Genomic DNA, 23866 nt, shown 5'->3' on the forward strand with positions numbered 1-23866 from the left:
AGTGGAGGCTTGTTGCTGTTCGCCTTGATCAGTTTAAGGATCACAGTGTGACCATTGCGAGTTCACAATTCATGGCTGGATCACCATTTTTGTCGCGTGCGGTCGAGAGCCGCGGCATTTGCCAATAAAACCGCGACGATTTCGGTGTGGCCGTTTACGGAGGCCGTATCAACAGGTTCGAACCGCCGCGGTTGCGGACGTCAAGCGAATGGCACGGACAAGCTCAAGATGCCGCACATCGAAAGACTGTCGATCTGCAATCGCGCCGGCGCACTTGTTGGCGTCGCCGCGGCGCAGGGATCGCCTTCCAGCGAAACAAGCTGCCTTACTGGCATCATCGTGACGCTCGGGCTTGCCGTCGTTTTGCTCGTAGCCTTGATCGAACGATACGGCCCGGGCACGCGCACGTGAAGACAGCAAAACCGGGCCGCATCGAAGTCGCCTTCAGCGGCTCTCTCGCGAACATTCCGCTCGATGCGCAATTTGACGTACCAGCAAGCGGCATGACGGCTATTTTCGGCCCACCAGGCTGCGGCAAGACCACGGTGGCGCGTTGCATCGCAGGCTTCCAGCATCTTCCGGCCGGTTTCTGCAAGATCGACGGCGAGGTGTGGCAGGATGCGACCACGTTCCGGCCGGCGCATCTGCGTCCCGTCAGCTATGTGTTTCGGCATCCGACCACCTTTGCTCATTTGTCTGTCAGGTCCCACTTGCTTTATGCGGCGCCTAAATCGGGACCAACGCTGATCGGCTTTGAGGAAGTGGTCGAACTGTTCGGCTTGGCATCGTTCCTTGACCGTGCTCCCTCACATCTCTCCGCCGGCGAGCGGCAACGCGTTGCCATGGCCCGCGCGCTAATGTTTCAGCCACGATTACTTGTGCTGGATGAGCCACTGGTCTTGCTCGATCGCTCCGCCAGGCTCGAGATTCTGCCGTTCCTCGAGCGCATGCATGAAACGCTCACGCTGCCGATGATCTATGTCGGAACCGACCTGGCCGAAGTCGAACACTTTGCCGATCATCTTGTCATGATGAAACACGGCAGGGTGACTGCGGCAGGGCCGTTGCATGTCTTGCAAAGCGATCCAGCGCTGTGGCTTGCGGCACGTAGCGAAGCCGCCATGAGCCTCGATGCCGTGGTCGGCGGCTATGATGGGCGTTATGGGCTCATCATACTCCGCCTCAAAGGTGCACGCCTGTTGGTGCCGGGACCACCACTCAAACCTGGCGCACGTCAGAGGCTGCGCATCGCAGCCTGCGACGTCGGCATTGCTCGCGAGGCACCGCGCGCAAGCTCCATCCTCAACGTCTTTCCGGCGCGCATCAAGGCCGCTTTGCCATTCAGCGCGGCGGAGGTCACATTGGTGCTTGCGCTCGAGACTGGAGATATAGGCGCACACATCCTGGCGCGCATCACGCGCCGCGCCTTTCATGCCATGGGTCTCAGGGATGGAATGGACGTAGTCGCCGAGATCGCGCGCATCTCTCTGGTCTCGGCCTCTGAACGGCCGCTGCACGCCGTTTCGACCTCGAACCTACCGACAGATGCTGGACCCGCAAGCACTGTGAGGTGATGCCATGACAAAGGACGAAGCCGGCGGCTGCCGGCCCCATCCAAGGCGGCCGCCGCTGCGCCTCTAGCCGGGATGTCGTCTGACGGGAGGTCAGGAATAGAAGTTCAGTGAACGTACTGACGACACGGCGGACACGATCACGCACATTCAAGTGTCGTCAGCGTCTTAGCCACTCACCCCGGAATGTAAACGCATCCCGGATCGTCGGGTGGACAGTCACACTCGCCGATGGTCTGAGCCAAATTGGCAAGTTGCGGCCTCTCTTTCACGAAGTGCTTAATTGCCGCCAGGCTTTTGCGGTGCACCTTGACGAACTGTCCGGAACTCGCAAGGTGCGCATTGAGCTGATCACCGAGGCCGGCGTTCTGTATGGCAGTCATGATCTTTCCCAGGCCGTGCACTCCGAAGTCGACGTGGGTTCCTCCCGAACGGGCAGGCTTTGGCGGAGCAGGCTTTGGCGGAGCAGCCTTTTTGCTAGCTTTCCGCGCCTTCTTGGCCCGCGATGGTTTGCGGGTCTTAGCTTTCTTGACTTTTGCCATGTGAGGACTCCCCTATAGTGCTGGCTTGAAAATCTTCAGTGCCAGAAATTGCTGAACTGCCCGCGCAGCGCCTTGTTCGGCTCTTCCACCTGAGGCGGTGATGAGCGAACCTTCGTAAATCGGGCCCCGGGCGGCATCGAGGACCTTTGCCTCGCCCTTGTCCAGATACAAGCCCACCGTCAGCTGGTGCGTATCCTTGCGCGACACGGTGACGGGAAAGCTCACGTCAGTGACTTGTAGCTGCGGCCCTGAGGGCGCGAAGACGATCTTGGGTGATGCCCCGCCGCCGAGGGCGGTGGTGAACTGAAGCTGCTGAACCATGCTCGGCGGCCCTTTTTTCACCGTCGCAACGTCCTTGTTGAGCTCATCAAGATTCTCAAACAGGCTCATCAGGGTGAATTCCTTGATCAACTTGGCGAGCCCGACTTTTCCCGCGATCGGGTAGACGTAGTCCTCGGTTCTCACCAGATGGTTCGCGCAATAGCTCCCACTCGTCTTTTGAACGAGGTTTCCAAAGTTGTCCGTGATCGTAAACGACCATTCGTTCTGTCTCTGCCTGTCGAAGCTGCCACTGAGACCGAGGGTCACCAGTGAAGTTATGGGCGTCGGCCGAATGAGGTTCGCCGCCGGATCTATGTTATTGGTCTCCAGGCCGGTCAGATCGTAATAGTAGGCAATGCCCGTGCTATAGAGCAGCTTTGTCACCGTATGAGCGAAACCAGTCACCTGAGAGGGATCGAAGGCTCTGATCGCCTCGGGATTCTCGTTGTAGGCCCGCCTCAGCTCGTTACCGATGGCAAATGAGTAATCGTCGAGTTTCTTCTTATTCATGTTGTTGTCGACGCTCGTGAGATAGCCGAGTAACGCGTCAATCACAGCCTGCCGTGCTTCACAGCGAATCTGCCTCGCAATATTGGAGGCTGAAACATGCGCGACGTCATCCGTGACCGGCGCAATGGCGCATCCGCTCAGTAGAAACAATGCACTAAACAAAAATGGGCGACTGCCCTTCGTCCAGAATCTCATCGCGCCCCCGCAACAAATCATTGAAAAAGCATCCGAGCAGCTGAAACCAAAAATCGCCTTGGAAATGAAGATAGAGAAATTTGATTCCGCAGGTTATCGATCGAACCTTCAAAAACGCAGGCGCGCGCGGTTGCAGCGAGCGGGGCCACGCTAGCGGATTAAGTCCCGTGCTCCGAAAAGCCGTGAGCCTTCTCCTGCGAACGGTAAGCAAAAAGCGCGATGCGGCAGACCGATCCGACCTGTTCTTTGCGACAAGCCGAGGTCTCACCATAGACCAGAGCTCCCACTTCGGATCCAGGACAGCGGCCCCGGCGGACTTGGCTCGCTCCGAGGCGGCGCCAGCGTTTTCTCTCCAGTGCCTCCACTCGCCGACAGACTTCACAATGAACAGCTCTTTATGAAATTGCTCATTTGCGGCCACGATGCTGCAGCCGGCGCGCTCCCTTGCTCTGGTGGCGGGTAGATCAACTTGCCTCTCGTTCTCCTCGCGGCGAGCGCGGATTATCCAGTCCATGTATTGCCCCTTCACCGTCAAAAAGGCGGAGAGACCCGCTTATCGCTAATTGTTAACGCGTTAGGCCTGTCGGCGCGCGCTGCAGTCCGTCGGTAGGCGTGGAAATTGAACAGCGGCCTTGGATTAGCCGAGATCCTTGCAGTCATCGCAACGCGGCCGTCCAGCCGAACCTGCCTTGCGGTGAGCTTGCTTGATCTTCTTCCCGGCGGGACAATTGTCGTGGTCGTGATAGACGTTACGATGGGCCGGCGGATATTCGGGCGAGTCAGTGTGGTAGGGAGCGACTTTTGACATTTCGTCCTCTAATAGCGACGATTGAGTAATGGTTGATAACAATCGAACGTTGACGGTGCAATCAGACACACGGTCCGAAACGTACGATCGTCAGCCGGCTGCTGGACGTCTCGCTCCAAGCCGCAACCTATCCGTCGAGACCCGGCTCGCTTAACCACACATTCAACAGCTAGCTATCTTGAACGATCCACAGTAAAAACGGGATTATTTGGTGATCTCATGCTGGACGATGAATTTAACAGGCAGCGGGCTCGTCTGGTTCGCGAGCTTGCCGATCGGGCCGACCCGTTTATCAAGCGGCGGCTCTTGGATCTTGCGTCCCGGTACGAGCAGCCCCGGAAGACCAAACCGCTTGTGCTCCCCTCGATAAACGTCGAGAAGCATCTCGACCACGGGGACGATGGCTAGGAGCGTGCGCTAAATAATCCGGTCCCGCTCTTACTCCTTTTAGCATTCTTCTTAAGGCTCGGCTTCGGCCTCGACGTGTTCAAGCACGGCTTTTCGCGTGTCTTCGTTGTCGATCTTCGAGAATGCACGCAATAACCTGAGTGCCTGCAAATTTCGCAGCGCGGTCTTCATTCTATTCTTCCACCGGTGTTATATCCGAAGGCGCGGGAGGACGTCCCTCGATTTCGGCTTGACTTGACACTCCAAGTGTTTCACGTCGTCGCCTCTGACGATGATCGACACGGATGTCAGGTGCGGGGCATGCAGTTGGCCTCTTCCGGTCGGCACGATCCTGTCCGCCCAGGTGACAAGCTTGGCCCAGGATCGGGCGTTAGCGCGACGGACCATCAGATGATCGTTACGTCGTGGATCAGTTGATTGACGGTCAAGTTGGCGATGCCGCCGTTCGTAGCCCCGGTGAGGGTTTTACCTGATCAACGTGCTTTCGACGTTAAGGGCTCCGAGCTGCGGGAACGCGCCGGGCGAGAACTTTGCCGCGAATGAATGGCGATGCTTGCTGTTTGTCGGCCGGCTCATCTCTTTGTCCGTTTAGATCCGATCAGCCTCTGGATCATGCCGAAATGGAGTGCCGCTCAATTGCGACGTTCGCCGCGTCGGTCACTCGATTCTTGTTCGGCCGGCCCGTGCTCGACATCTCTCCCGAAATCCGATTCGGGCAGTTGCTCGTGGACTTGGATAAAAGATGATTGGGCGGACGGCGATGCAGCCCCGGCATAGTAGCGCCTGGTCAGCGGCATCAGAACGGAACCGAAGAGCAGACTCAACGTCGTCACGCCCAACGTCCTGAAATTCATCCAGGCATCCGTGGTCTGAGTTCGCCAGATGACCTCGTTCAAGATCGCCATGACTGCGTAGAACATTGCCCAGCAAAAGGTGAGGATACGCCAACCCTCCGTTGTCAGATTGAAGATGCGATCCAATGTCACCACGATGAAGGAGCGACCAAACAAAAGTCCGCCACCGAGAAGCGTCGAAAGCAGTCCGCTGACGATGGTTGCCTCGACCTTGATGTACGTATCGTCATGCAGCGCCAGCGTCAGCATACCGAACGCCAACACGCTGACGCTGGTGATCAGCGATGTGATCGGCATGTGGCCCTTGACCACAAGGGATGCGATCCCCGTCAAGACAGTCACGACCATGAATGCGGCGGTAGCGGCAAAAATTCGGAATTTGACGTTCACAACATGGAGGACGATCAGCGGACCGAGCTCGGTTGCGAAGTCGAGCATCGGTCCGTTTTGTCTATCACCAGCGCTGGCTGACATTCTCTGACCCTTCTATTCACCTTCTGGACCGCTAAGGTTGAGGATGTACAATCTGACGCGGCGTGAGCTTCAGGCCCCCTTCGAAGCCGATCCTCTCAAGGCATGCTTGCGGTAGCCGCAGCCTTGGTTCAGGGCGGTGCTTGCTTCGTTCAAGACAGCATCACCAAGTCGCCCGATGATTTAGAGGTTATTCGGCGCGTTCGGCATCGATGCACTCGATCGTCAGAACACAGGACACTGCCAATCATCCACTGAGCCGCCGCGCATTCGACGGCTGCTGATGACCCCAGTCTGCCACCCGCGATATCGGGCAGCAGCGCAGGTATAATCATGATTGTCTCGCTCCGCGAAGCGCAAACTTGACGACTTACCGCTGGCTCAGAGCTGTTCTCACGACCGGGCGGCCGCTTCACTGACGAAGCTTAACAGGCGCCTTGTCGAAAGTGTGCAAGTAGTCGATTATATCGGAAGTTGCCTGCTTATCCTTCAGTCCACTGAAAGCCATCTTATTGCCAGGAACCTTCGCCTTCGGATCGAAGATGTATTCGGCGAGGTCCATCTCGGTCCAAGTGATCCCAGAGTTCTTCATGGCTTCTGAATAGCTGTAGCCCTCGACCGATCCCGCCTTCCGTCCGATCAGCCCGTTAAGGGTTGGACCGATGGTGTTCTTAGCGTTGTCGCCCACCTGGTGACATGCCTTGCAGGCATTGAACTTCACTTCTCCGCGCGCCACCATCTGGGCGCTCACCTGCCCAATTCCGGCGGCAAACAGCAGAGTTGCGAGAACGATCACTTTCATCAACTTATCCTTTCTTCTCCAGCCTGACATGGAAAGGGCTGGTTTGTCGCCAAACCTACAACTTGACGCAACGTAGGATTCAAGCCTGTTCTAACCGTTCACGCGTCGCTTGAGCCCGCTCAAGCGAGGTGAGAACCGGCAGGCCATGACAATCCCGCGTGATAAATGGCTCGAACTCAGCTGGACGTGGGTGTCCTGAGCGCCACGACTTGGTGCTGCTGCGCCGGGTCAAAAGAAAATGAGCGACCCACGCCGTTGCGCCTCCGGGGAAAGACGGCTGACGCCTTAGCTATTTTGGGAGCACAGTTGCCTCAAGGTCAGGAAGCGGCTGCGAACAAAGCCCGTTCAGTAGCGCACTGGAGCCGATCACACTGGTCGATCGACCCGGGTTCGACCGTAAGCGCTCGGCCGGGGCCCTATTGAGGCTGGCTTGACGCCTTGCGGAAGCGCCACGGCATGAGGTCGCCGATTCTGCTATGGGGATGGCCGTCGATGATCGCCTCAAGTGTTTCGGCGATGTAGGCTACCGGGTTGACGTAATTGAGCTTGCAGGTGGCGATGATCGACGCGAGCAAGGCCCAGTTTTCTGCCCCGATTTCATGTCCTGCGAAGAGAGCGTTTTTCCTGGTCAGGCAGATTGGCCGGATCGCGTTCTCGACCGGGTTGGTGTCGAGCTCGAGACGTCCGTCTTCGAGGAAGCGGGTCAGCCCCTGCCAATGATTCAGTGCATAGCGGATGTCCTCGGCGAGTGTCGAACCGCTGGAGATCATCGACAGCTGTTTCTCGAACCACGACTTTAGCGCGGCTACCATGGGCAGCGAGTGCTCCTTGCGCGCGGCCAGCCGGATGTCCGGCGATGAGCCGCGCACCATGGCTTCGATGGCGTAAAGCTGCGCGATGTGCCGAACGGCAGCTTCGGCGATCGGCGACTTGCTGTTGCGTACCAATTTGACGAAGCGCCGGCGCAAATGGCTCCAGCAATGCACGAGCGTCCACGGCCCTTGCGGTCGAACGACTTCGTTCAACCGGTCATACCCGTCATAGGCGTCGCATTGCAGGTAGTGTCCGCCAAAGCCGTTCAGGAACTGCTCAGCAAAGGCACCGCTGCGACCGGGGGCATATCGGAACAGCACGATCGGCGGACTTGGACCACTGTGGCCGCGGTCGTCTGAGGCGATCGCCCAGAAGTAGCCTTTCTTCGTTTGGCCGCGCCCCGGATCGAGTACTGGCGCCTTGGTCTCGTCCATGAACAGCCGATCCGCCATGGCCAAGTGGTGGCGCATGTGGTCCGCGATGGGCTGAAGATGGAAGCAGGCGCGGCCCGACCAGTTGCCCAGTGTCGTCCGATCAAGCCGGATGCCCTGGCGCGCATAGATCTCGGCCTGACGGTAAAAAGGCGTATGGTCGCCAAATTTGGAGACGATCACGTGCGCGATGGCCGCTTCGGTCGGCAGCCCGCCGGGCACGACGTGCTCCGGTGCATGCGCCTGCACGACGGGGCCCGAGCAGCGGCGACAGATGTATTTCGGGCGGCGCGTGACCAGCACGCGCCATTGCGCCGGGATCACGTCAAGGCGCTGGCTGACGTCTTCGCCGATCTTCGTCATGGCGCCGCAACCGCACGGGCAGAGCGTGCTCGCAGGCTCGATGACCCGCTCCACCCGCGGCAAATGGGCAGGCAAGCAGCCGCGATTGCGATGAGAGCTTTGATCCGTCGCGTTCCGTGACCGGCCCTGGATCACCGCCTCGGCTCTCTCCTGCGCGGCATCCAGGATGCCTTGCGCGATCTCCACGTCTTCGAGCGGCAAATGATACTGATCTGGTCGCAGCTTCTCGGATTTCGCGCCGAACCTGTCGCGTCGTAATTCGCCGAGAATGACCTCCAGCCGGCGTCGGGCTTCTTCCGACGCCGCCAGTGCCCCCTGATGCTCGCTCAAGGCCGCCTGCGTTTGCGCCAATAGCGCCTTAAGGTGTTCGTTTTCGTCGCGCAGCGCCGCGATGCTCATGCGCTATTTCGAGCACATCGCCGCCGCGTGTACCACGTTCAATATAACTGCCGAGTCATTCTGCCGCAGTTATCCCGCCGCCTGCGGGCGCCGTGCTTCTTCCGGGCGGACCAATCTCCAATCCAGCCCTTCGAACAAGGCCGCGAACATCGCCGGCGATATCCGCATCACGCCGTCCGCGATCGTTGGCCAAACAAACTTGCAACCTTCGAGGCGCTTGTGCACCAACACCAGGCCCGTTCGATCCCAGACCAAAATCTTGATCCGGTCCGCTCGCTTCGAGCGGAACACGAAGGCTGCGCCGCTGAACGGGTCGAGATGAAGCATCTCCTGCACCTTCGTCGCAAGCCCATCGTGGCCACAGCGGAAGTCGATCGGCCGCGTGGCAACGTAAATCTTCAGATCAGCACCGGCCGCGATCATCGTGACGCTCGCACCGCACGGATCACCCGGGATAGCTCGTCAGCATCTATGGCCGTATCCGTCCGCAGCACGACATCACCGATGGCGATCTCAAGCTTGATCGCCGGAGCCTGACGCTCCTCCAACGCATGGTCCACGACCAGCGGAGCAAATGTCGGCGGGGACGCCTCGCACGGCGGCAACATACCTCGCTGTCGAAACCGCCGTCGCCAATCGTAGATCTGCCAGCGCGTCGCTCCGTGCTTGCGCGCCACCTCGGACACCTGAGCACCGGGTAACAGACTCTCGGCAGCGATCCGAGCTCTCTCAGCTTCCGAACGCACACGACGTCCTGACGGCCCTTCGAGGATCTCCAGCCGGCTCACCGACCCCGCAGATGAGCCGTCTAAATGGACGTCCTTTTTGCTGTCCAATCCCATCCCAAACCTCCGTCCAACCCGGAGGCTTCTTCGCACGGCTATCCAGATCCCGAAGCAAGGGTTCTGGCTTAGCGCTTACGTTCGACCACGTGTGGGAGCTCTCACTTCCTGCAGATGTAGTTCCACTCGTCGACGAAGGCCCTTGCGGCCGTTTCGGAGTGCACAGAGAACTTCTGAAACATCCATCTCGCGCACACAATTTGCCTTGCATCTCTCAACTGGCAATCACTCGTGAATATGAATGGAGACCGCGCTCTCAGGACTTCGGCGGGCCCACTCGCATCAATCGGCGCTACCCGTCGCCAAGCAGCTGCGCCCGCTCCCTCAATACCGGCGGCTCGCCATCCAATCGACATTACCGACTGAGGGATCATCACTGTCTCTTGGATTTTGTGATCTGAACACAGCTGAGCTCCGCACTGACCCGACGCAGCTGGAGTCGCTTAATATATAGATTTGGGCGATTTTCGCTATCTCATCGTAACTCGCGTGCTCGTCTAGCCAGGTTCTGGAAGCTGCACTGATTCCTTCAGATCCTGGCGAGTAAACTCGGAGGCCGCTATCTGCGATGGGCGCGGCGAACGACTTCCGTCGCAATCGCGACTGTGGCTTGGCGACATGCCGGCTCTCTCGACCACTTGCAGAAGCCGATCACCAAATTCTCCAATCCCTGCTCGGTAAAATCAGACAGACGAGCGGCGCGACGCGTGACCTCTCCAGCAAGTGCGAGCGCGGCCTGGCAAATGGTCGCTTCTTCAGGCCACTTGCTGAAACCGTTCACCAGATTAGCAAGATCCTGCGGAATGCAATCAGAGAGGCGATCAGCGCGACGAAGGACTTCACGAGCGAGTTCGACTGCCGCTTGGCATAAGGTCGCCTCGTCAGGCCACTTGCTGAACGCGTTCACCAGATTAGCCAGCGCCTGCTCAGCATAGTCAGAGAACTGAGCAACATCAGAGCGAAGGACGACTTGCGCGAGTGCGACTGTCGCTCTGCGACAGGCTTGCTCTTCAGGCCACTTACTGAACCCGTTCGCCAGATTTGCCAATCCTTGCTGGGTACAATCCGATAGTTTGGTGGAGTGGCGAAGAACCTCCTCAGCGATCGCAATCGTGCCTTGGCGAGGAGCCACCTCGTTGGGCCATTTGCTCAAACCGTTGACCAGATTCGAAAGGTCCTGCGGCGCTAGATTGGACAGCCAACCGGTACGGCAGAGGGCCTTACTCGCAATCTCAACTGTCGCGTCACGCAAGACTGCCTCTTCCGGCCACTTGCTGAAGCCGTTGACCAATTTGGCGAGCTCTTTCTGATTGAAATTGGAAGGCCAGACGTCATGGCGAACGAGATCGCTCGCGATCGCGACCGTGGCTTTCCGAAGTTCGACCTCTTCAGGCCACTTGCTGAAGCCATTCACCAGGTTTGTTAGCGCCTGTTTACCAAATTGAGAGAGACGGGGACGGCGAATGACCTCGCGCGCAATCTCAATTGTTGCTTCCCGAGCAGCCGGCTCTTGCGGCCACTTACTAAGACCATTCACCAAGTTGGCCAATGCCTGCTCAGTATAGTGGGATATTTGAGCGGCCACGATTTCACCGGCAAGTGCGACTGCCGCTTGGCGACAAGCCGCCTCTTTCGACCACTTGCTGAAGCCGTGCACCAGGTTGGTCAGTGCCTGCGGAGTGTACTGTGAGCGTCTGGCATCATGGGGGTGAAGGACTTGCCGGGCAAGTGCGACCGCGGCCTGCCGACAGGCAGCCTCTTCTGGCCACTTGCTAAAACCATTCACGAGGCTCGCGAGGTCCAGCTGATTGAAATTGATGCTTCGGGTGGCTCTACGATCGATCTCACCCGCAATTGCGATTGTGGCTTGCCGAGAGCTTTCGTCCTCCGACCACTTGCTGAAACCATTCACCAGGTTCGCCAAATGCTGTTGGGTATATTCAGAGAGCTCGATGGAACCATGGAGAATCTCAGCGGCGATCATCCCTGTGGCTTCGCGCGCGACCGCCTCTTTCTCCCATTTGCTGAAACCATTCACCAGGTTTGCGAGTCCCTGCGGAGCAAAATCCGAGAGGCGACCGGGGCGATCCGCTCGGCGGATGACTTCACTTGCGATTGCGACCGCAGCCCGACGGCAAGCCGCTTGTTTCGGCCACTTGCTGAAACCGTTCACCAGCGACGCCAGACTTTGACTGTTCAATTCCTGAAACGCAACCCCGTGATCGCCGCAGAATTCGGCCAACCGGACTGTTCCATTACAGCATTCCGTCACCCTGAAGTGCCGACTGAAAGACGATGCGAGGAGCGAAATGGCCCTGAATCCGACCTTCTTGATCAACGCATTATCAAGCCGCGACACGCGAGCAGCAATGCGCTCGCAGGCTCTTATGCCAGCCTCACCTCCACCCGCCCGGCTTATCGCATTGCAGGTGGTGGCGTAGTCCCACGATTTCCCAGCGAGTATGTTTTCCTCGAAGCATTCTACAAATCTACGTTGGAACTGCGAAGCTGCCTTTTGCAGGAACGCTGCTTGATCCGCCTGCCGAAGCTGCTTTGCGTGCTTGAGCACGGCGATTGAGAATTCACGTATCTGATGCGAACGATCGATCTCGGTTAGTGCTGCGTCAAGTGCCGACATCTGCATAATCACTCCTGGGTTCCGCCGCAGGCGCCTCGCGTCTATGAAGAGGAATGCTGATCCGCACGGTCCAGCATCAGGGCATGTAAAGTCCCATGCAGCCGGAGCTGCATTTATTTGCAGTTCGCGTTGTTTGTGGCCGCGACGCCCAGAAGGTAGACAATGAGACTGAGAGTTGGGTCGCCAAGCATTCTCCCCCTTCACCTCATCCGCCGATCTCTTGGCACGATGCCCCGATGATCGTTTATTGCTCGGAGACACCGAGACTTACGCCGTGGCCGCTCACATTCCGCTTGCCGATGGCACGATGCGCTCCGGCGAGATGACTTATGATTTTCCGAGCCTACAACCTGACGCTGCGTGAGATTCAAGCCGTTTATGTTGATCTGGCCTTGAAACGGCACCGTCCGTGATCTAAGTGACATCATCTCAGCGATCGGCTTTCCGAGCTGCCCGTTGGCGCGCTCGCTCACCGCCATGCATCAGATTGAACGCTCGCTAAGCGACATCGTTGTTGAGATTTCACCTGCACGGCTGGTCTCGCGGACAAAGAGGAACTTGTCTTGCAGTTCGCGCGCACCACGACGCCTGAGGCTGCTAGGCAGCTATTTGTTGCGTTACAGTTTCGCAGACACCGTCCAGTTCGACGCAAGAAGCCCAACCACTTTCTATGTCAATTGAAGCCGGTTTGGCTGCCCGCCAGAACGTGGGAATATGAACACGTCACCATAGATATTGAGGGGCCGTTCGATACTGGAGGACGTGCGGCAGCAACGACCGCCAACGTGCGCGAAGTCGAAGATTCGAAGGCACAGCCTCTAGCGCGCATCGCGCGCAGCGCCTTTCAGGCACTCTGGCTCAGGGATGAGATGAAATGGACATATGCGCCGAGACTGGACGCACAGTCCTGGCCGCGACCTCTGATTGGCCCCTGCACGCCATTGCGGCTTCGCGCGTATTGGCGGATGCTGGACCGGCAAGCGGCACGAAATGCGACGAGAATAGGATTAAGCCCAAGATCGCTAACTTGTCCGAAATCGATCCGAAGCGCGTAGCAGTCTTCTCTACCGGCGGGATGCGACAAGACAGCGATATCGTGTTCGCCGATCTCCCCAAACTTCTCGCGCACCAAGACCGAGCGCCGCGATGGCTTCGGTTCACGCGGACCTGCCCCGGCCCTCCGCCTGGAACGTGAGGCAATCCGCGAGACTGGTACGGAGTTTCGACATCAAGAACGTAAAGAACGCGAATGCGTCTATTCTTCAATGTAAGGCGGCCAAACGATCGCCGGCATATGCAAAATCCAACCGAAAATGTTCATTTTTACAAATCCTGCCTCAAAGTCCCCGCGGGGCTTTCCAGCTGACTGGAATCCAACGCGTGACTTGGTAGGCGCATCGATAGTCTTCCCCGGCTCGTCGCCCGGAGAAACGAACGCAATGTCAAGCCCGCCCGCGTCAACTGGATGCTCACAACCGAGAAGGCGCGCGTAAAAATGGCGTGCGCCGTCCAAACCCTTCAGCCAAATCAAGTCAATTTCAACGATTCAACTGCTCAGTGCCGCGGTTCTAGTCAGCTTCTCGAAAGCTAACCTGCCTACATTCGACCTTGGTCTGTAGACGCAAATGCCGGCGATGACTGAGCTTGGTCGCGAACCCAGGTAGGCGATGAGCCGATCGGCAAGAGGCTTTGTCGCTTATAAGAGCAAGGAGAGCCCCATGGAATCCAATCGGATAAACGGTGCCGGCTCGCGCGGGCCGGAATTTTGGGACGTCAGCACACAGGAGAATCATGACTTATTTAGCCAGACTGTGAATGAAATCAGGTCATCGTCCGCCGCGCCTGTAGCGGCAAAGCCTCCGATTTGGAGTTCGAGCGCTCCGTACGGGAACTTCTCGCGCAACGGGTATTCCTGGAACAACGATGTATGGGGCGCTGGCGCTGGGCATCAAACGATTTCGGTGCGTGACTCGAACCAGTGGAGCGTATGGTCGAACCAGCCGAATACGAAAGGCATCAAGAGCTATCCGCACGAGTCCTTCAATATCGGGAAACCGCTCAGTTCAATCAACACTCTGAGCTCGAACTTCAATCAGGAGGTTCCTGCTGGTGGCGCTTGGGACGCCGCCTACGATATCTGGGGCAACTCAAACCAGCAGGAGATCATGCTCTGGACAAACTACACCGGAAACTCGGACGGTAGCGGCAACGTAAAGCCGATTTCATATCACTATGCCCCTTCCGGGGCAGCGATCCCGGTTTACCGCAATATCAATGCAGGCGGGGCGACTTGGAACGTGTTTGAGGGCTTCAATGGTCACAAGGTCATCTCACTCCTGTGCACTTCGAAGACCAACAGCGGGACAGTAGACATCAAGAGTATCCTGCAGTGGATCAAGTCGACGGGCTATTTTGGCGACATAAACGTCGGTAGCGTCCAATACGGAGTCGAGATCACCTCCTCTCCTGGGGGAATGAACTTCAATTTCAACAACTGGACCGTGACCTCGAAGTGAAGATCCGCGTGCCGGAGATGATCTGAAGGGCACCAGCCGCAAACGGTTCGAACGCCTTGTTATGGAACATAAGCCTGCCTGGATACTCCGCCTCTGGGTCGACAGCGTATCCGAGCGCTTCGAGCCGAATTTTAGTTCCGCTCGGAATGAGCTGGTCCGGCTTTCATACTGAGGCGTGGGAAGGCCGCCAGCACCGGCGGGCGCTCCATCACTGCTTCCGACATCGGCAGGATAGGGCCCTCTCGCCCGCAAGACGCCCTTCTGCACGGCCGCCGAGTTTGAGGCCATCGGTTGCGCGACGGTCATTGGCCAGTGTCCGCGTTGGGGGTGCCAGCAGGGTGCAACAGACTTTATGCCGCTATTTCACGTGATGGCGACGCGCACGAGATTGTCGAAAGCATGCAGAAGCGCGCAGAACTCTATGCGATCGTTGGGTTTGCACCACTACAAGTCACTCTATTCTTCGGTTGTACCGAGCATCATTCCCGTTGGGATGCCGCAACAACCATAGTTTCTGAGGGTTGACGCACTCCCTCCGTTGCAGGTAATCGAAACCGTTGAGGTTCTCCAGATCACGATTGACCTGGAGCTAAGAGGGAAGCCGGTGCGCAGGTTCTTCGGAACGAAGCAATGCCGGCGCTGCCCCCGCAACTGTAAGCGGCGAGCCATCGTCCATTTCAGCCACTGAAGCGCAAGCTTCGGGAAGGCCGGACGATAGCTAGGACCCGCGAGCCAGGAGACCTGCCTCGGCAACATTAACGTCCACGGGCGGGGTGTCCCGGTGGTGCGGTTGCGACCCGTTTGCGCTCAACGCGCCTTGCGGAGTCCAGACGTGTCACCACGGCCTTTGCCCCCATTTGGGGTTAAGCCAATGTCCTCTACATCTATCTCCTCACTTGCGGTCGCAACTCTTGGTACGGCGCGCATCGGTCCACGCCGCGAGCTCAAGCTTGCGCTCGAAAGCTTCTGGTCCGGCACATCGGACGAGAAGGCATTGATCGAAGCCGGGATCGGATTGCGCACCGCCAACTGGGCGCGGCAGAAAAAGCTCGGTGTCTCGGTGATCCCGTCGAACGATTTCTCGTTCTACGACCAGGTGCTCGACACCTCGGTGATGGTTGGAGCGATTGCCCCGATCTATGGCTGGACCAGCGGCTCGATACCGCTTGCGACCTATTTTGCAATGGCGCGTGGCACCCAGGGTGATGTCCAAGGCGACCCGCACGATGCGTCCCGCGGCAACGCCCATCATGGCCAAAGCGTGCCGGCGCAAGAAATGACCAAGTGGTTCGACACCAACTATCACTATATGGTTCCGGAACTTGCGAAGGATCAGCAATTCCGTCTCGTCTCGCGCAAGCCGATCGAGGAATATGAGGAAGCCAAGGCGCTGGGCTACCAGACCCGACCTGTGCTGGTCGGTCCCGTCACCTTCCTCAAGCTCGCCAAGAGCAAGGATGCCGGCTTCGAGCCGCTGTCGCTGCTGGACCGACTGCTGCCGGTCTATGCCGAGGTGCTGCGGGAGCTTGCCAGAAGCGGCGCGGAATGGGTTCAAATTGACGAGCCCTGTCTGGTGCTGGATCTCGACGAGGCAGCTCATGACGCGCTGCGGCGTGCCTACGCCGAAATCGCCAGGGCTGTGCCGCAGATCAAGATCATGCTGACGAGCTATTTCGGCGGCCTCGGCCAGAACCGCGACACGGCGTTCGCGCTTCCCGTGGCCGGTTTGCATTTCGACCTGGTGCGCGCGCCCGAGCAGCTCGACGACCTCGCTCGCCTGCCCACCGACCGCGTCGTCTCGCTCGGTGTGCTGGACGGCCGCAACATCTGGCGTGCCGATCTGAGCAGAATTCTCGACCGGCTTGAGCCAGTCGTCGCAAAGCTCGGCAACGACCGCGTGCAGATCGCGCCCTCGTGCTCGCTGCTGCATGTACCGATCGATCTCGCGCTGGAAGTCAAGCTCGACGCCGAGGTGAAGAGTTGGCTGGCCTTCTCCGTGCAGAAGATCGAAGAGCTGGCCGCGCTCGGCAGGTCGCTCGCAAGCGGGCGCAGGTCGATCGCAAAGGACTTGAAGGCATCCGACGCCGCCGCGTTAGCGCGCAAGACCTCGCCGCGCATTCACGACGCGAAGGTGGCAAGCCGTATTGCCGGGATCGACGAGGCAGTGCGCCGGCGCGCCAGTCGGTTCGAGAAACGAGCCGCAGTGCAGCATGCGCGCTTCAACCTGCCAGCTTTCCCCACGACAACAATCGGCTCCTTCCCGCAGACCCAGGAAATCAGGAAGGCGCGCGCCTCGCACGCCAAGGGAGACCTGAGTGATACCGCCTACAAGACTTTCCTGCAAAACCAGACGGCACGCACCGTGCGCTGGCAGGAAAGCATCGGCCTCGACGTCCTCGTCCATGGCGAGTTCGAGCGCAACGACATGGTGCAGTACTTCGGTGAGCAGCTCTTAGGATTCGTCTTCACCGAGAACGCCTGGGTGCAGTCCTACGGCTCGCGCTATGTCAGGCCGCCGATCCTGTTCGGCGACGTGTCCCGTCCGAAACCGATGACGGTCGAATGGTGGCAGTATGCGCAGTCGCTCACCACAAAGCCGGTGAAGGCGATGCTGACCGGCCCGGTCACCATCCTGAACTGGTCCTTCGTCCGCGACGACATGCCGCGCAGTCAATCCTGCCGCCAGATCGCGCTCGCGATCCGCGACGAGGTTACAGACCTCGAAGGCGCCGGCGCCGGCATGATCCAGATCGACGAGGCTGCCTTGCGCGAAGGCCTGCCGCTACGGCGCTCGGAGTGGGCGACCTATCTCGACTGGGCGGTAGAATGCTTCCGCATCTGCTCGTCGGGTGTCCGGGACGAGACCCAGATCCACACCCATATGTGCTACTCGGAATTCAACGACATCATCGACGCGATCGGCACGATGGATGCGGACGTGATCTCGATCGAGACATCGCGATCGAAGATGGAGTTGCTGGACGCATTCCACAACTACCGCTATCCGAACGAGATCGGACCCGGCGTCTACGACATCCACTCGCCGCGTGTGCCTGAGGTGACCGAGATGGCCGCGCTGCTCAAGCTGGCGCGGCAGCGCCTGTCCGACGACCAGCTCTGGGTCAATCCGGATTGCGGCCTGAAAACTCGTAAATGGGACGAGGTCCGACCGGCGCTCGCCAATATGGTTGCGGCCGCGCGCGAGCTGCGGGCAGCAGGCTGATCTCAGGGAGGCCGCCGATGCAATTCTGGATCAAATGCACCCGCTACGGCAACGCGGAACCCTACTATGTCAATATCTCGCTCGTTGGCGGCATGTCGCGCGAGCGCGACAAGACGATCCTCGAATTCGTCGGCGCTCAAACCATCGAGGTGAACGAAACGCCAGAAGAGATTCTGGCGCTTCACATCGGTACGTCTGCCGGACAACGCATCTGACTCGCAGGGCTGGAGCATGATCGTCTGAGGCCGATTCGATTGGGTATTCCCGGTGGGTTCTGATTCAAGGTGCCGACCGGGCTGGAGGCCAGCATCGCGTGGGGCAAACCTATTCGCTCCATTTGGACGAGATGGGCGTTGCCGCCCGCGCTAAGCCAGTGCGGTAGTCTTTCGCGCCGCATGCGCTGTCGTCGAACAGGTGACGCTAGTCAACACCGGCGGCGAGCAACGCATCGCGCCTTCAAGTCCGTGGTCCGGCGAAGGGGCGCGATACGTCGCATGCGGCCAACCAACATAGGCGGATCCCCATCGGAAGTAGGTTTCCGTTTGGCAGCGCATGGCGAAGAGTTTTCCGCACATTTTGCGCCACCAAGCTTTTGGCTTAGGGGCTACTACAAGATTAGGTAGATGGCTAAAGCCAAATTGAGGCCCTAGGGTCCGGCCGCGTTCCCCGCCTGTCATCATATCATCGACGAACGAAAGTGAATTCGGCCTTTTGGCTATGTTCCGCCATCCGCAACAGCGCAAACGCCTGGTCGGCGATCCATCCCTAGTGGACAAGGCGGTGGACGAAATCCTGCGCATGTACCCGCCGGGCGCCGGCTGGGACGGCATCATGCGCTATCCGAGGACCGATGTGACCATCACGGGCATGCATATTCCCGCGGAGAGCAAGGTGCTGGTCGACCTGCCGGCGACGTCGTTTGATCCACGCCATTTCGGCGTCCCGGAAAACTTCGACATCGGACGCGACGAAAATCCGCACCTGGCGTTCTCTTACGGACCGCACCACTGCATCGGCGCAGCGCTGGCAAGGCTCGAACTCAAGGTCTTGTTCGGTTCGATCTTCCAGCGTTTTCCTGCGCTGCGCCTGGCCGTGGCGCCCGAAGAACTGAAGTTGCTCAAGGACATCATCACTGGTGGGTTCGAGGCGTTTCCGGTGCTCTGGTGATGCGCGGACGCCACCGGGTATCGCGATCTTCTATGCAATTTACCAGCGCGCGCTCCCGTCAGATCAGCCAGCCAATTGGTAACCAAAATGGACGTGCAAGAAGCCACGGCAGTATGTCGGGACGCCTTCGCCGAACTGGCGTCGCCAGCGTGCCTCTACGACCCACATCCGTTCATGCGGTGGTTGCGTGAGCACGATCCGGTGCATCGCTCAGCGTCGGGCCTCTTTCTGTTGAGCCGCCACGCCGACATCCTCTGGGCGCTCAAGGCCACGGGCGATGCGTTTCGGGGACCGGCGCCGGGCGAACTGGCGCGCTATTTTCCGCGTGCGGCCACCAGCCTGTCGCTCAATCTACTGGCGTCCACGCTAGCGATGAAGGACCCGCCGACGCACACGCGTCTGCGCCGGCTGATCTCGCGCGATTTCACCATGAGTCAGATCGACAACCTGCGGCCGAGCATCGCGCGCATCGTCGCAGCGTGTCTGGACGGCATGACTCCCGCGCTGGAGCGCGGGGAGGCAGTGGACCTGCATCAGGAATTCGCGCTGACCTTGCCGATGCTGGTTTTCGCCGAGCTGTTTGGCATGCCGCAGGACGACATGTTCGGGCTCGCCGCCGGCGTCGGCGCCATTTTGGAAGGCCTGAGCCCGCATGCCAGCGATCACCAGCTCGCCGCGGCGGACGCGGCCAGCGCCAGGGTGCAGGCCTACTTCGGCGACCTCGTACAGAGCAAGCGCACCGATCCCCGCGACGATATCGTATCGATGCTGGTCGGTGCCCACGACGACGATGCCGACACGCTGTCGGATGCGGAGTTGATGAGCATGCTGTGGGGCATGCTGCTGGGCGGCTTTGCTACCACTGCCGCGACCATCGACCATGCGGTCCTCGCGATGCTGGCGTATCCCGAACAGCGACACTGGCTCAACGGAGACACCGAGGGGGTGAAGGCATTCGTCGAAGAAGTCCTGCGCTGCGACGCGCCGGCCATGTTCAGCTCCATTCCGCGTATTGCCCAGCGCGACATCGAACTGGGCGGCGTGGTGATCCCGAAGAACGCGGACGTGCGCGTGCTACTTGCGGCCGGCAATCGCGACCCGGACGCCTTCGCCGATCCTGACCGCTTCGATCCCGCGCGGTTCTACGGCACCAGTCCTGGCATGTCGACCGACGGGAAGATCATGCTCAGCTTCGGCCACGGCATCCATTTCTGCCTCGGTGCGCAACTGGCCCGGGTGCAGTTGGCCGAGAGCCTGCCGCCGATCCAGGCGCGCTTTCCCACGCTCGCTTTGGCCGAGCAGCCGATCCGGGCGCCCTCCGCGTTCCTTAGAACGTTTCGCGCCCTGCCGGTGCGGCTGCATGCGCAGGGGGGCTGAGATGCGGGCTGAGATGCGCGTCGTGATCGACCAGGATCTGTGCGGAACAAGCGGGCAGTGCGTGCTGACGTTACCGGGCACCTTTCGCCAGCGCGAACCGGACGGCGTAGCCGAAGTGTGCGTGGCGACGGTCCCGCAGGCACTGCACACCGACGTGCGGCTCGCGGCCAGTCAGTGCCCGGTCGCCGCCATTCGGGTCATCGAAAGCGACGCTGGCGATGAGGAGCGCGCCAGCGCCGACCCCGCACCTTTCCGGCCGAGCTGGAGCGGCATGCCGCGAAAGACCAACGCAATCCGGGAGGACACGATGGGACGATTTGAAGGCAAGGTGGCCGTGGTGACCGGCGCCGGCGCTGGTATCGGCAAGGCATGCGCCCTAGCCATCGCGCGCGAGGGCTGCAAAGTGGTAGCGGCCGACATTGATGGTTCGGCGGCCATCGCTTGCACCGCGCAGATCGCGTCTGAAGCTGGTCACGCGCTGGCCCTGGCCACGGACATCGCCGATGCGCAGGCGGTGGCAGCGCTGTTCGAGACGGCGGAGCGGCAATTCGGTGGGGTCGACCTGCTGGTGAACAACGCGAGCGCCATGCATCTGACCCCGCGCGATCGCGCGATCGTCGACCTGGACCTGACGGTCTGGGATCAGACCATGGCGACCAATCTGCGCGGCACGCTGCTCTGCTGCCGGGAGGCCATCCCACGAATGATCGCCCGCGGCGGCGGCGCGATCGTCAACATGTCGTCGTGCCAGGGGCTCAGCGGTGACACCGCGCTGACGTCCTACGCCGCCTCGAAGGCGGCGATGAACATGCTATCGGCCTCGCTCGCCACTCAGTACGGTCAGGTGCAGATCCGCTGCAACGCGGTTGCGCCGGGTCTCATTATGACCGAGCGTCTCCTCGCCAAGCTGGACGAGCACATGCAACGGCATCTGCGCCAGCACCAGCTCCTGCCGCGCGTCGGCCGCCCCGAGGACGTAGCGGCGCTGGTGGCGTTCCTGCTCTCCGACGATGCTGCGTTCATCACCGGCCAGGTCATGTGCATCGACGGCGGCATGCTGGCGCATGTGCCGACATACGCCGAGGGTGGCAACAGCGCCGCAGCGCGGCCTGCCGGCCACATCGCCGCGGTCACGGTGCCGCGCGGCTGACAGACATGCTGCTCAACCCACTGAACCGTCGGCACCGGGTGCGGCACGACATCCCGGTCGCGCCCGGCGCCTTCCCCCTGATTGGACATCTTCCCGCCATCGTCTGCGACCTGCCGCGCCTGCTGCGCCGCGCCGAACGGACGCTGGGCAGCCATTTCTGGCTGGATTTCGGCCCTGCTGGACGGCTGATGACCTGTCTGGATCTGGATGCGTTCGCACTGCTCCGGCACAAGGACGTGTCCTCGGTGGTGATCGAAGAGATCGCGCCCGAATTGTTTAGCGGAACGTTGGTTGTCCAGGACGGCCGCGCTCACCGGCAGGCGCGCGATCCCCTTAAGGCGGCGCTCCTGCCCAAGGGGCTGGCCGAGGCCGGCATCGGCGAGCTATTCGCGCCCATCATCTGGGCGCGGGTGCAGGCGTGGCGGGATCGCGGCAACGTAACCATCCTGCGCGAAACGGGCAGCCTGATGCTCAAGCTCATCTTCAGCCTGATGGGAATCCCCGCGCACGACCTGCCGGAATGGCAAAGCAAGTACCAGCAATTGCTGCAGTTGATCGTGGCGCCCCCGGTCGACCTGCCCGGATTGCCTTTGCGGCGCGGCCGCGCCGCAAGGGACTGGATCGACGCGCAGTTGCGCCAGTTCGTCTGCGACGCGCGCGCGCATGCCCCGCGCACCGGGTTGATCAACGACATGGTCAGCGCCTTCGATCGCAGCGACGATGCGCTCTCCGATGATGTCCTGGTCGCCAATATCCGCCTGCTGCTGCTTGGGGGTCACGACACAGCCGCCTCGACGATGGCCTGGATGGTGATCGAACTGGCGCGACAGCCTGAGCTGTGGGACGCCCTGGTCGAGGAGGCGCAACGTGCGGGCGCGGTGCCGACCCGGCACGCGGAGCTGGCGCGGTATCCGGTCGCCGAGGCGCTGTTCCGCGAGACATTGCGCATGCATCCGGCTACCACGCTCCTGGTGCGTCGCGCGCTGCAGGATCTGCAACTTGGTCAACGGCGCATTCCCGCGGGCACCGATCTGTGCATCCCGCTGCTGCATTTCTCGACTTCGGCGCAGCTGCACGAGGCGCCGGATCAGTTCCGCCTGGCGCGCTGGTTGCAACGCACGGAGCCGATCCGACCGGTGGACATGCTGCAGTTCGGTACCGGCCCACACGTCTGCATCGGCTACCACTTGGCGTGGCTGGAACTGGTGCAGTTCAGCATTGCCTTGGCGCTGACCATGCACAAAACAGGGGTACGCCCGCGGTTGCTGAATGGGGTCGAAAAAGGTCGGCGCTACTACCCGATCGCACATCCGTCCATGTCAATCCGCATCGGATTCTCATGAGCAGGAATCGCATCACATGCCCGGTGTGGCGAGGCAGCGGCGTCGGCGGCTCACGGCTCGCCGTGGCCGTCTCCTGTCGGGTACAAGGACATGAACAACATGCAGACCGGTTCCAGGCTACTTGACCAGCGGATTGGCGTTTGCGCGCTTGGCGGATTGGGCGCGCGAGTGCACGACGAAATCGGCAGGCCGCCGCCGGAGATCTGGATGCAGGACGGCGCAAAGCGCGTCGAACAGGCGCTGGCGCGTCGTCTCTGCGCCGAATACGACGGTGAGACCGAGCTGATGGCGGCGATGCGCTACGCCACGCTGCAAGGCGGGAAGCGCACCCGCGCCTTGTTGTGCATGGCCGCAGGCGCGCTGGCCGGCACCTCATCAGCACGCGTGCTCGACGAAGTCGGCGCCGCCATCGAGATGATGCACGCCTGTACCCTGGTTCACGACGACCTGCCCGCAATGGACGACGACGTGCTTCGCCGCGGTCTTCCGACCGTGCACGTCAAGTTCGGCGAAGCCACTGCGATCCTGGTCGGCGATGCGCTGCAGGCGCATGCCTTCATGATCCTGGCGAGCCTGGAAACGCCGGGCGACCAGCGTATCGCGCTCGTGCGCGAACTAGCGCAGGCGGTGTCAGCCGAGGGTGCCGCAGGCGGACAGGCCATGGATCTGTCGCTGGTTGGAAAGCACGTCGAACTCGACAAGATCGTGGCGATGCACCGGATGAAGAGCGGAGCGCTCGTGCGCGCGTCCGTTCGTATGGGCGCGCTATGCGCGATCTCGGACGATGCCGCGCACGCAGCGCTGTACGGTGCGCTCAATCGCTACGGCGACTGTTTCGGCCTGGCGTTGCAGGTGATCGACGACATTCTCGACGCGACAGCGGATACCGCAACGCTGGGCAAGACTCCCGGCAAGGACGCGGCGGCGCAGAAGCCGACCTGTGCGTCGATCATGGGGCTGCAGGCGGCGCGCCAGTTCGCGTCGGATCTGTTGCGCGACGCCGGGGAGACCATCGTCCCGCTGGGGCCGCGTGCGGAACGGTTGGCGCAGATCCTGCAGCGTGCGAACGCGCTTCTGTTCAAGTACACGCCATGCGCATGAGCGCGCCCGTCCGCATGGAGG

Annotated in this window: 19 protein-coding genes, 3 pseudogenes and 1 riboswitch; of the genes and pseudogenes, 11 read left to right on the forward strand and 11 right to left on the reverse strand. The window is 60.5% G+C overall.

Annotation, left to right across the window (positions count from 1 at the left end; all coding sequences use genetic code 11):
* The first annotated feature begins 228 nt into the window (after nt 1-228).
* Together QA639_RS34535 and modC are read left to right on the forward strand one after the other, a co-directional pair.
* On the forward strand, nt 229-411 hold the full coding sequence (locus tag QA639_RS34535; protein WP_283088327.1) for a hypothetical protein: 183 nt from the start codon (nt 229-231) through the stop codon (nt 409-411).
* Nucleotides 408-1574 (forward strand): molybdenum ABC transporter ATP-binding protein, encoded by a 1167-nt coding sequence (gene modC, locus QA639_RS34540; RefSeq protein WP_283088328.1) that lies wholly within the window; start codon nt 408-410, stop codon nt 1572-1574. The genes QA639_RS34535 and modC overlap by 4 nt, the downstream gene beginning before the upstream one ends.
* 173 nt (nt 1575-1747) lie before the next feature.
* On the opposite strand, the gene QA639_RS34545 is transcribed toward modC, so the two are convergent.
* The 11 genes and pseudogenes from QA639_RS34545 to QA639_RS34595 all read right to left on the reverse strand — a co-directional run bounded on the left by QA639_RS34545 (nt 1748) and on the right by QA639_RS34595 (nt 13499).
* Nucleotides 1748-2113 (reverse strand): hypothetical protein, encoded by a 366-nt coding sequence (locus QA639_RS34545; protein ID WP_283088329.1) that lies wholly within the window; start codon nt 2111-2113, stop codon nt 1748-1750.
* Between the two features lie 12 nt (nt 2114-2125).
* The gene (locus QA639_RS34550) at nt 2126-3139 is read right to left on the reverse strand and encodes a hypothetical protein (protein WP_283088330.1); all 1014 of its coding nucleotides are present in this window, start codon (nt 3137-3139) and stop codon (nt 2126-2128) included.
* A 637-nt stretch (nt 3140-3776) separates the two neighbouring features.
* Nucleotides 3777-3947 (reverse strand): hypothetical protein, encoded by a 171-nt coding sequence (locus tag QA639_RS34555; RefSeq protein ID WP_283088331.1) that lies wholly within the window; start codon nt 3945-3947, stop codon nt 3777-3779.
* Nucleotides 3948-4151: 204 nt separating this feature from the next.
* On the reverse strand, nt 4152-4340 hold the full coding sequence (locus QA639_RS34560) for a hypothetical protein (protein ID WP_283088332.1): 189 nt from the start codon (nt 4338-4340) through the stop codon (nt 4152-4154).
* 755 nt (nt 4341-5095) lie between these two features.
* Nucleotides 5096-5683 (reverse strand): annotated as a pseudogene (locus tag QA639_RS34565) (inner membrane-spanning protein YciB); the annotation flags it as partial.
* Between the two features lie 409 nt (nt 5684-6092).
* Complete coding sequence (locus QA639_RS34570) at nt 6093-6482, reverse strand: c-type cytochrome (RefSeq protein ID WP_283088333.1); 390 nt, start codon at nt 6480-6482, stop codon at nt 6093-6095.
* 416 nt (nt 6483-6898) lie between these two features.
* Nucleotides 6899-8488, reverse strand: coding sequence for an IS66 family transposase (tnpC, locus tag QA639_RS34575; protein WP_283088334.1), 1590 nt, complete (start codon nt 8486-8488; stop codon nt 6899-6901).
* 69 nt (nt 8489-8557) lie between these two features.
* The gene (tnpB, locus tag QA639_RS34580; RefSeq protein ID WP_283088335.1) at nt 8558-8911 is read right to left on the reverse strand and encodes an IS66 family insertion sequence element accessory protein TnpB; all 354 of its coding nucleotides are present in this window, start codon (nt 8909-8911) and stop codon (nt 8558-8560) included.
* On the reverse strand, nt 8908-9330 hold the full coding sequence (tnpA, locus tag QA639_RS34585) for an IS66-like element accessory protein TnpA (protein WP_283088336.1): 423 nt from the start codon (nt 9328-9330) through the stop codon (nt 8908-8910). Before tnpA ends, tnpB begins: the two co-directional genes overlap by 4 nt.
* Before the next feature lie 559 nt (nt 9331-9889).
* Nucleotides 9890-11968, reverse strand: a complete 2079-nt coding sequence (locus QA639_RS34590) for a hypothetical protein (protein WP_283088337.1) — start codon at nt 11966-11968, stop codon at nt 9890-9892.
* Nucleotides 11969-13223: 1255 nt separating this feature from the next.
* Nucleotides 13224-13499, reverse strand: coding sequence for a hypothetical protein (locus QA639_RS34595; protein WP_283088338.1), 276 nt, complete (start codon nt 13497-13499; stop codon nt 13224-13226).
* Nucleotides 13500-13686: 187 nt separating this feature from the next.
* Between QA639_RS34595 and QA639_RS34600 the strand changes: the two genes are divergently transcribed.
* The 9 genes and pseudogenes from QA639_RS34600 to QA639_RS34635 all read left to right on the forward strand — a co-directional run bounded on the left by QA639_RS34600 (nt 13687) and on the right by QA639_RS34635 (nt 23845).
* Entirely contained in the window at nt 13687-14484 is a 798-nt protein-coding gene (locus QA639_RS34600) for a glycoside hydrolase family 12 protein (protein ID WP_283088339.1), read from the forward strand.
* A 543-nt stretch (nt 14485-15027) separates the two neighbouring features.
* Nucleotides 15028-15247, forward strand: a riboswitch (cobalamin riboswitch).
* Nucleotides 15248-15355: 108 nt separating this feature from the next.
* Complete coding sequence (metE, locus tag QA639_RS34605) at nt 15356-17707, forward strand: 5-methyltetrahydropteroyltriglutamate--homocysteine S-methyltransferase (RefSeq protein ID WP_283088340.1); 2352 nt, start codon at nt 15356-15358, stop codon at nt 17705-17707.
* Between the two features lie 17 nt (nt 17708-17724).
* Nucleotides 17725-17922 carry a hypothetical protein gene (locus tag QA639_RS34610; protein WP_283088341.1) on the forward strand — a complete coding sequence of 66 codons (198 nt, stop codon included), beginning with the start codon at nt 17725-17727 and terminating at the stop codon, nt 17920-17922.
* 484 nt (nt 17923-18406) lie between these two features.
* A pseudogene (locus QA639_RS34615) lies at nt 18407-18874 on the forward strand (cytochrome P450); the annotation flags it as partial.
* Nucleotides 18875-18961: 87 nt separating this feature from the next.
* Complete coding sequence (locus tag QA639_RS34620; RefSeq protein ID WP_283088342.1) at nt 18962-20251, forward strand: cytochrome P450; 1290 nt, start codon at nt 18962-18964, stop codon at nt 20249-20251.
* 13 nt (nt 20252-20264) lie between these two features.
* A pseudogene (locus tag QA639_RS41815) lies at nt 20265-20390 on the forward strand (ferredoxin); the annotation flags it as partial.
* 168 nt (nt 20391-20558) lie between these two features.
* A complete protein-coding gene (locus tag QA639_RS34625) occupies nt 20559-21401 on the forward strand; it encodes an SDR family oxidoreductase (RefSeq protein WP_346283746.1) in 843 nt (280 codons plus the stop codon).
* A gap of 5 nt (nt 21402-21406) precedes the next feature.
* Nucleotides 21407-22744, forward strand: a complete 1338-nt coding sequence (locus QA639_RS34630; RefSeq protein WP_283088344.1) for a cytochrome P450 — start codon at nt 21407-21409, stop codon at nt 22742-22744.
* A 99-nt stretch (nt 22745-22843) separates the two neighbouring features.
* Nucleotides 22844-23845 (forward strand): polyprenyl synthetase family protein, encoded by a 1002-nt coding sequence (locus QA639_RS34635; RefSeq protein ID WP_283090667.1) that lies wholly within the window; start codon nt 22844-22846, stop codon nt 23843-23845.
* Nucleotides 23846-23866: the final 21 nt, after the last annotated feature.

This window comes from Bradyrhizobium pachyrhizi, assembly GCF_029714545.1.
GTDB lineage: Bacteria > Pseudomonadota > Alphaproteobacteria > Rhizobiales > Xanthobacteraceae > Bradyrhizobium > Bradyrhizobium pachyrhizi.

Coding starts and splice junctions, on each gene's coding strand:
- QA639_RS34535 (WP_283088327.1), top strand. CDS start 229: ATGCCGCACATCGAAAGACTGTCGATCTGCAATCGCGCCGGCGCACTT.
- QA639_RS34545 (WP_283088329.1), bottom strand. CDS start 2,113: ATGGCAAAAGTCAAGAAAGCTAAGACCCGCAAACCATCGCGGGCCAAG.
- QA639_RS34550 (WP_283088330.1), bottom strand. CDS start 3,139: ATGAGATTCTGGACGAAGGGCAGTCGCCCATTTTTGTTTAGTGCATTG.
- QA639_RS34555 (WP_283088331.1), bottom strand. CDS start 3,947: ATGTCAAAAGTCGCTCCCTACCACACTGACTCGCCCGAATATCCGCCG.
- QA639_RS34570 (WP_283088333.1), bottom strand. CDS start 6,482: ATGAAAGTGATCGTTCTCGCAACTCTGCTGTTTGCCGCCGGAATTGGG.
- tnpC (WP_283088334.1), bottom strand. CDS start 8,488: ATGAGCATCGCGGCGCTGCGCGACGAAAACGAACACCTTAAGGCGCTA.
- tnpB (WP_283088335.1), bottom strand. CDS start 8,911: ATGATCGCGGCCGGTGCTGATCTGAAGATTTACGTTGCCACGCGGCCG.
- tnpA (WP_283088336.1), bottom strand. CDS start 9,330: ATGGGATTGGACAGCAAAAAGGACGTCCATTTAGACGGCTCATCTGCG.
- QA639_RS34590 (WP_283088337.1), bottom strand. CDS start 11,968: ATGTCGGCACTTGACGCAGCACTAACCGAGATCGATCGTTCGCATCAG.
- QA639_RS34600 (WP_283088339.1), top strand. CDS start 13,687: ATGGAATCCAATCGGATAAACGGTGCCGGCTCGCGCGGGCCGGAATTT.
- metE (WP_283088340.1), top strand. CDS start 15,356: ATGTCCTCTACATCTATCTCCTCACTTGCGGTCGCAACTCTTGGTACG.
- QA639_RS34610 (WP_283088341.1), top strand. CDS start 17,725: ATGCAATTCTGGATCAAATGCACCCGCTACGGCAACGCGGAACCCTAC.
- QA639_RS34620 (WP_283088342.1), top strand. CDS start 18,962: ATGGACGTGCAAGAAGCCACGGCAGTATGTCGGGACGCCTTCGCCGAA.
- QA639_RS34625 (WP_346283746.1), top strand. CDS start 20,559: ATGGGACGATTTGAAGGCAAGGTGGCCGTGGTGACCGGCGCCGGCGCT.
- QA639_RS34630 (WP_283088344.1), top strand. CDS start 21,407: ATGCTGCTCAACCCACTGAACCGTCGGCACCGGGTGCGGCACGACATC.
- QA639_RS34635 (WP_283090667.1), top strand. CDS start 22,844: ATGCAGACCGGTTCCAGGCTACTTGACCAGCGGATTGGCGTTTGCGCG.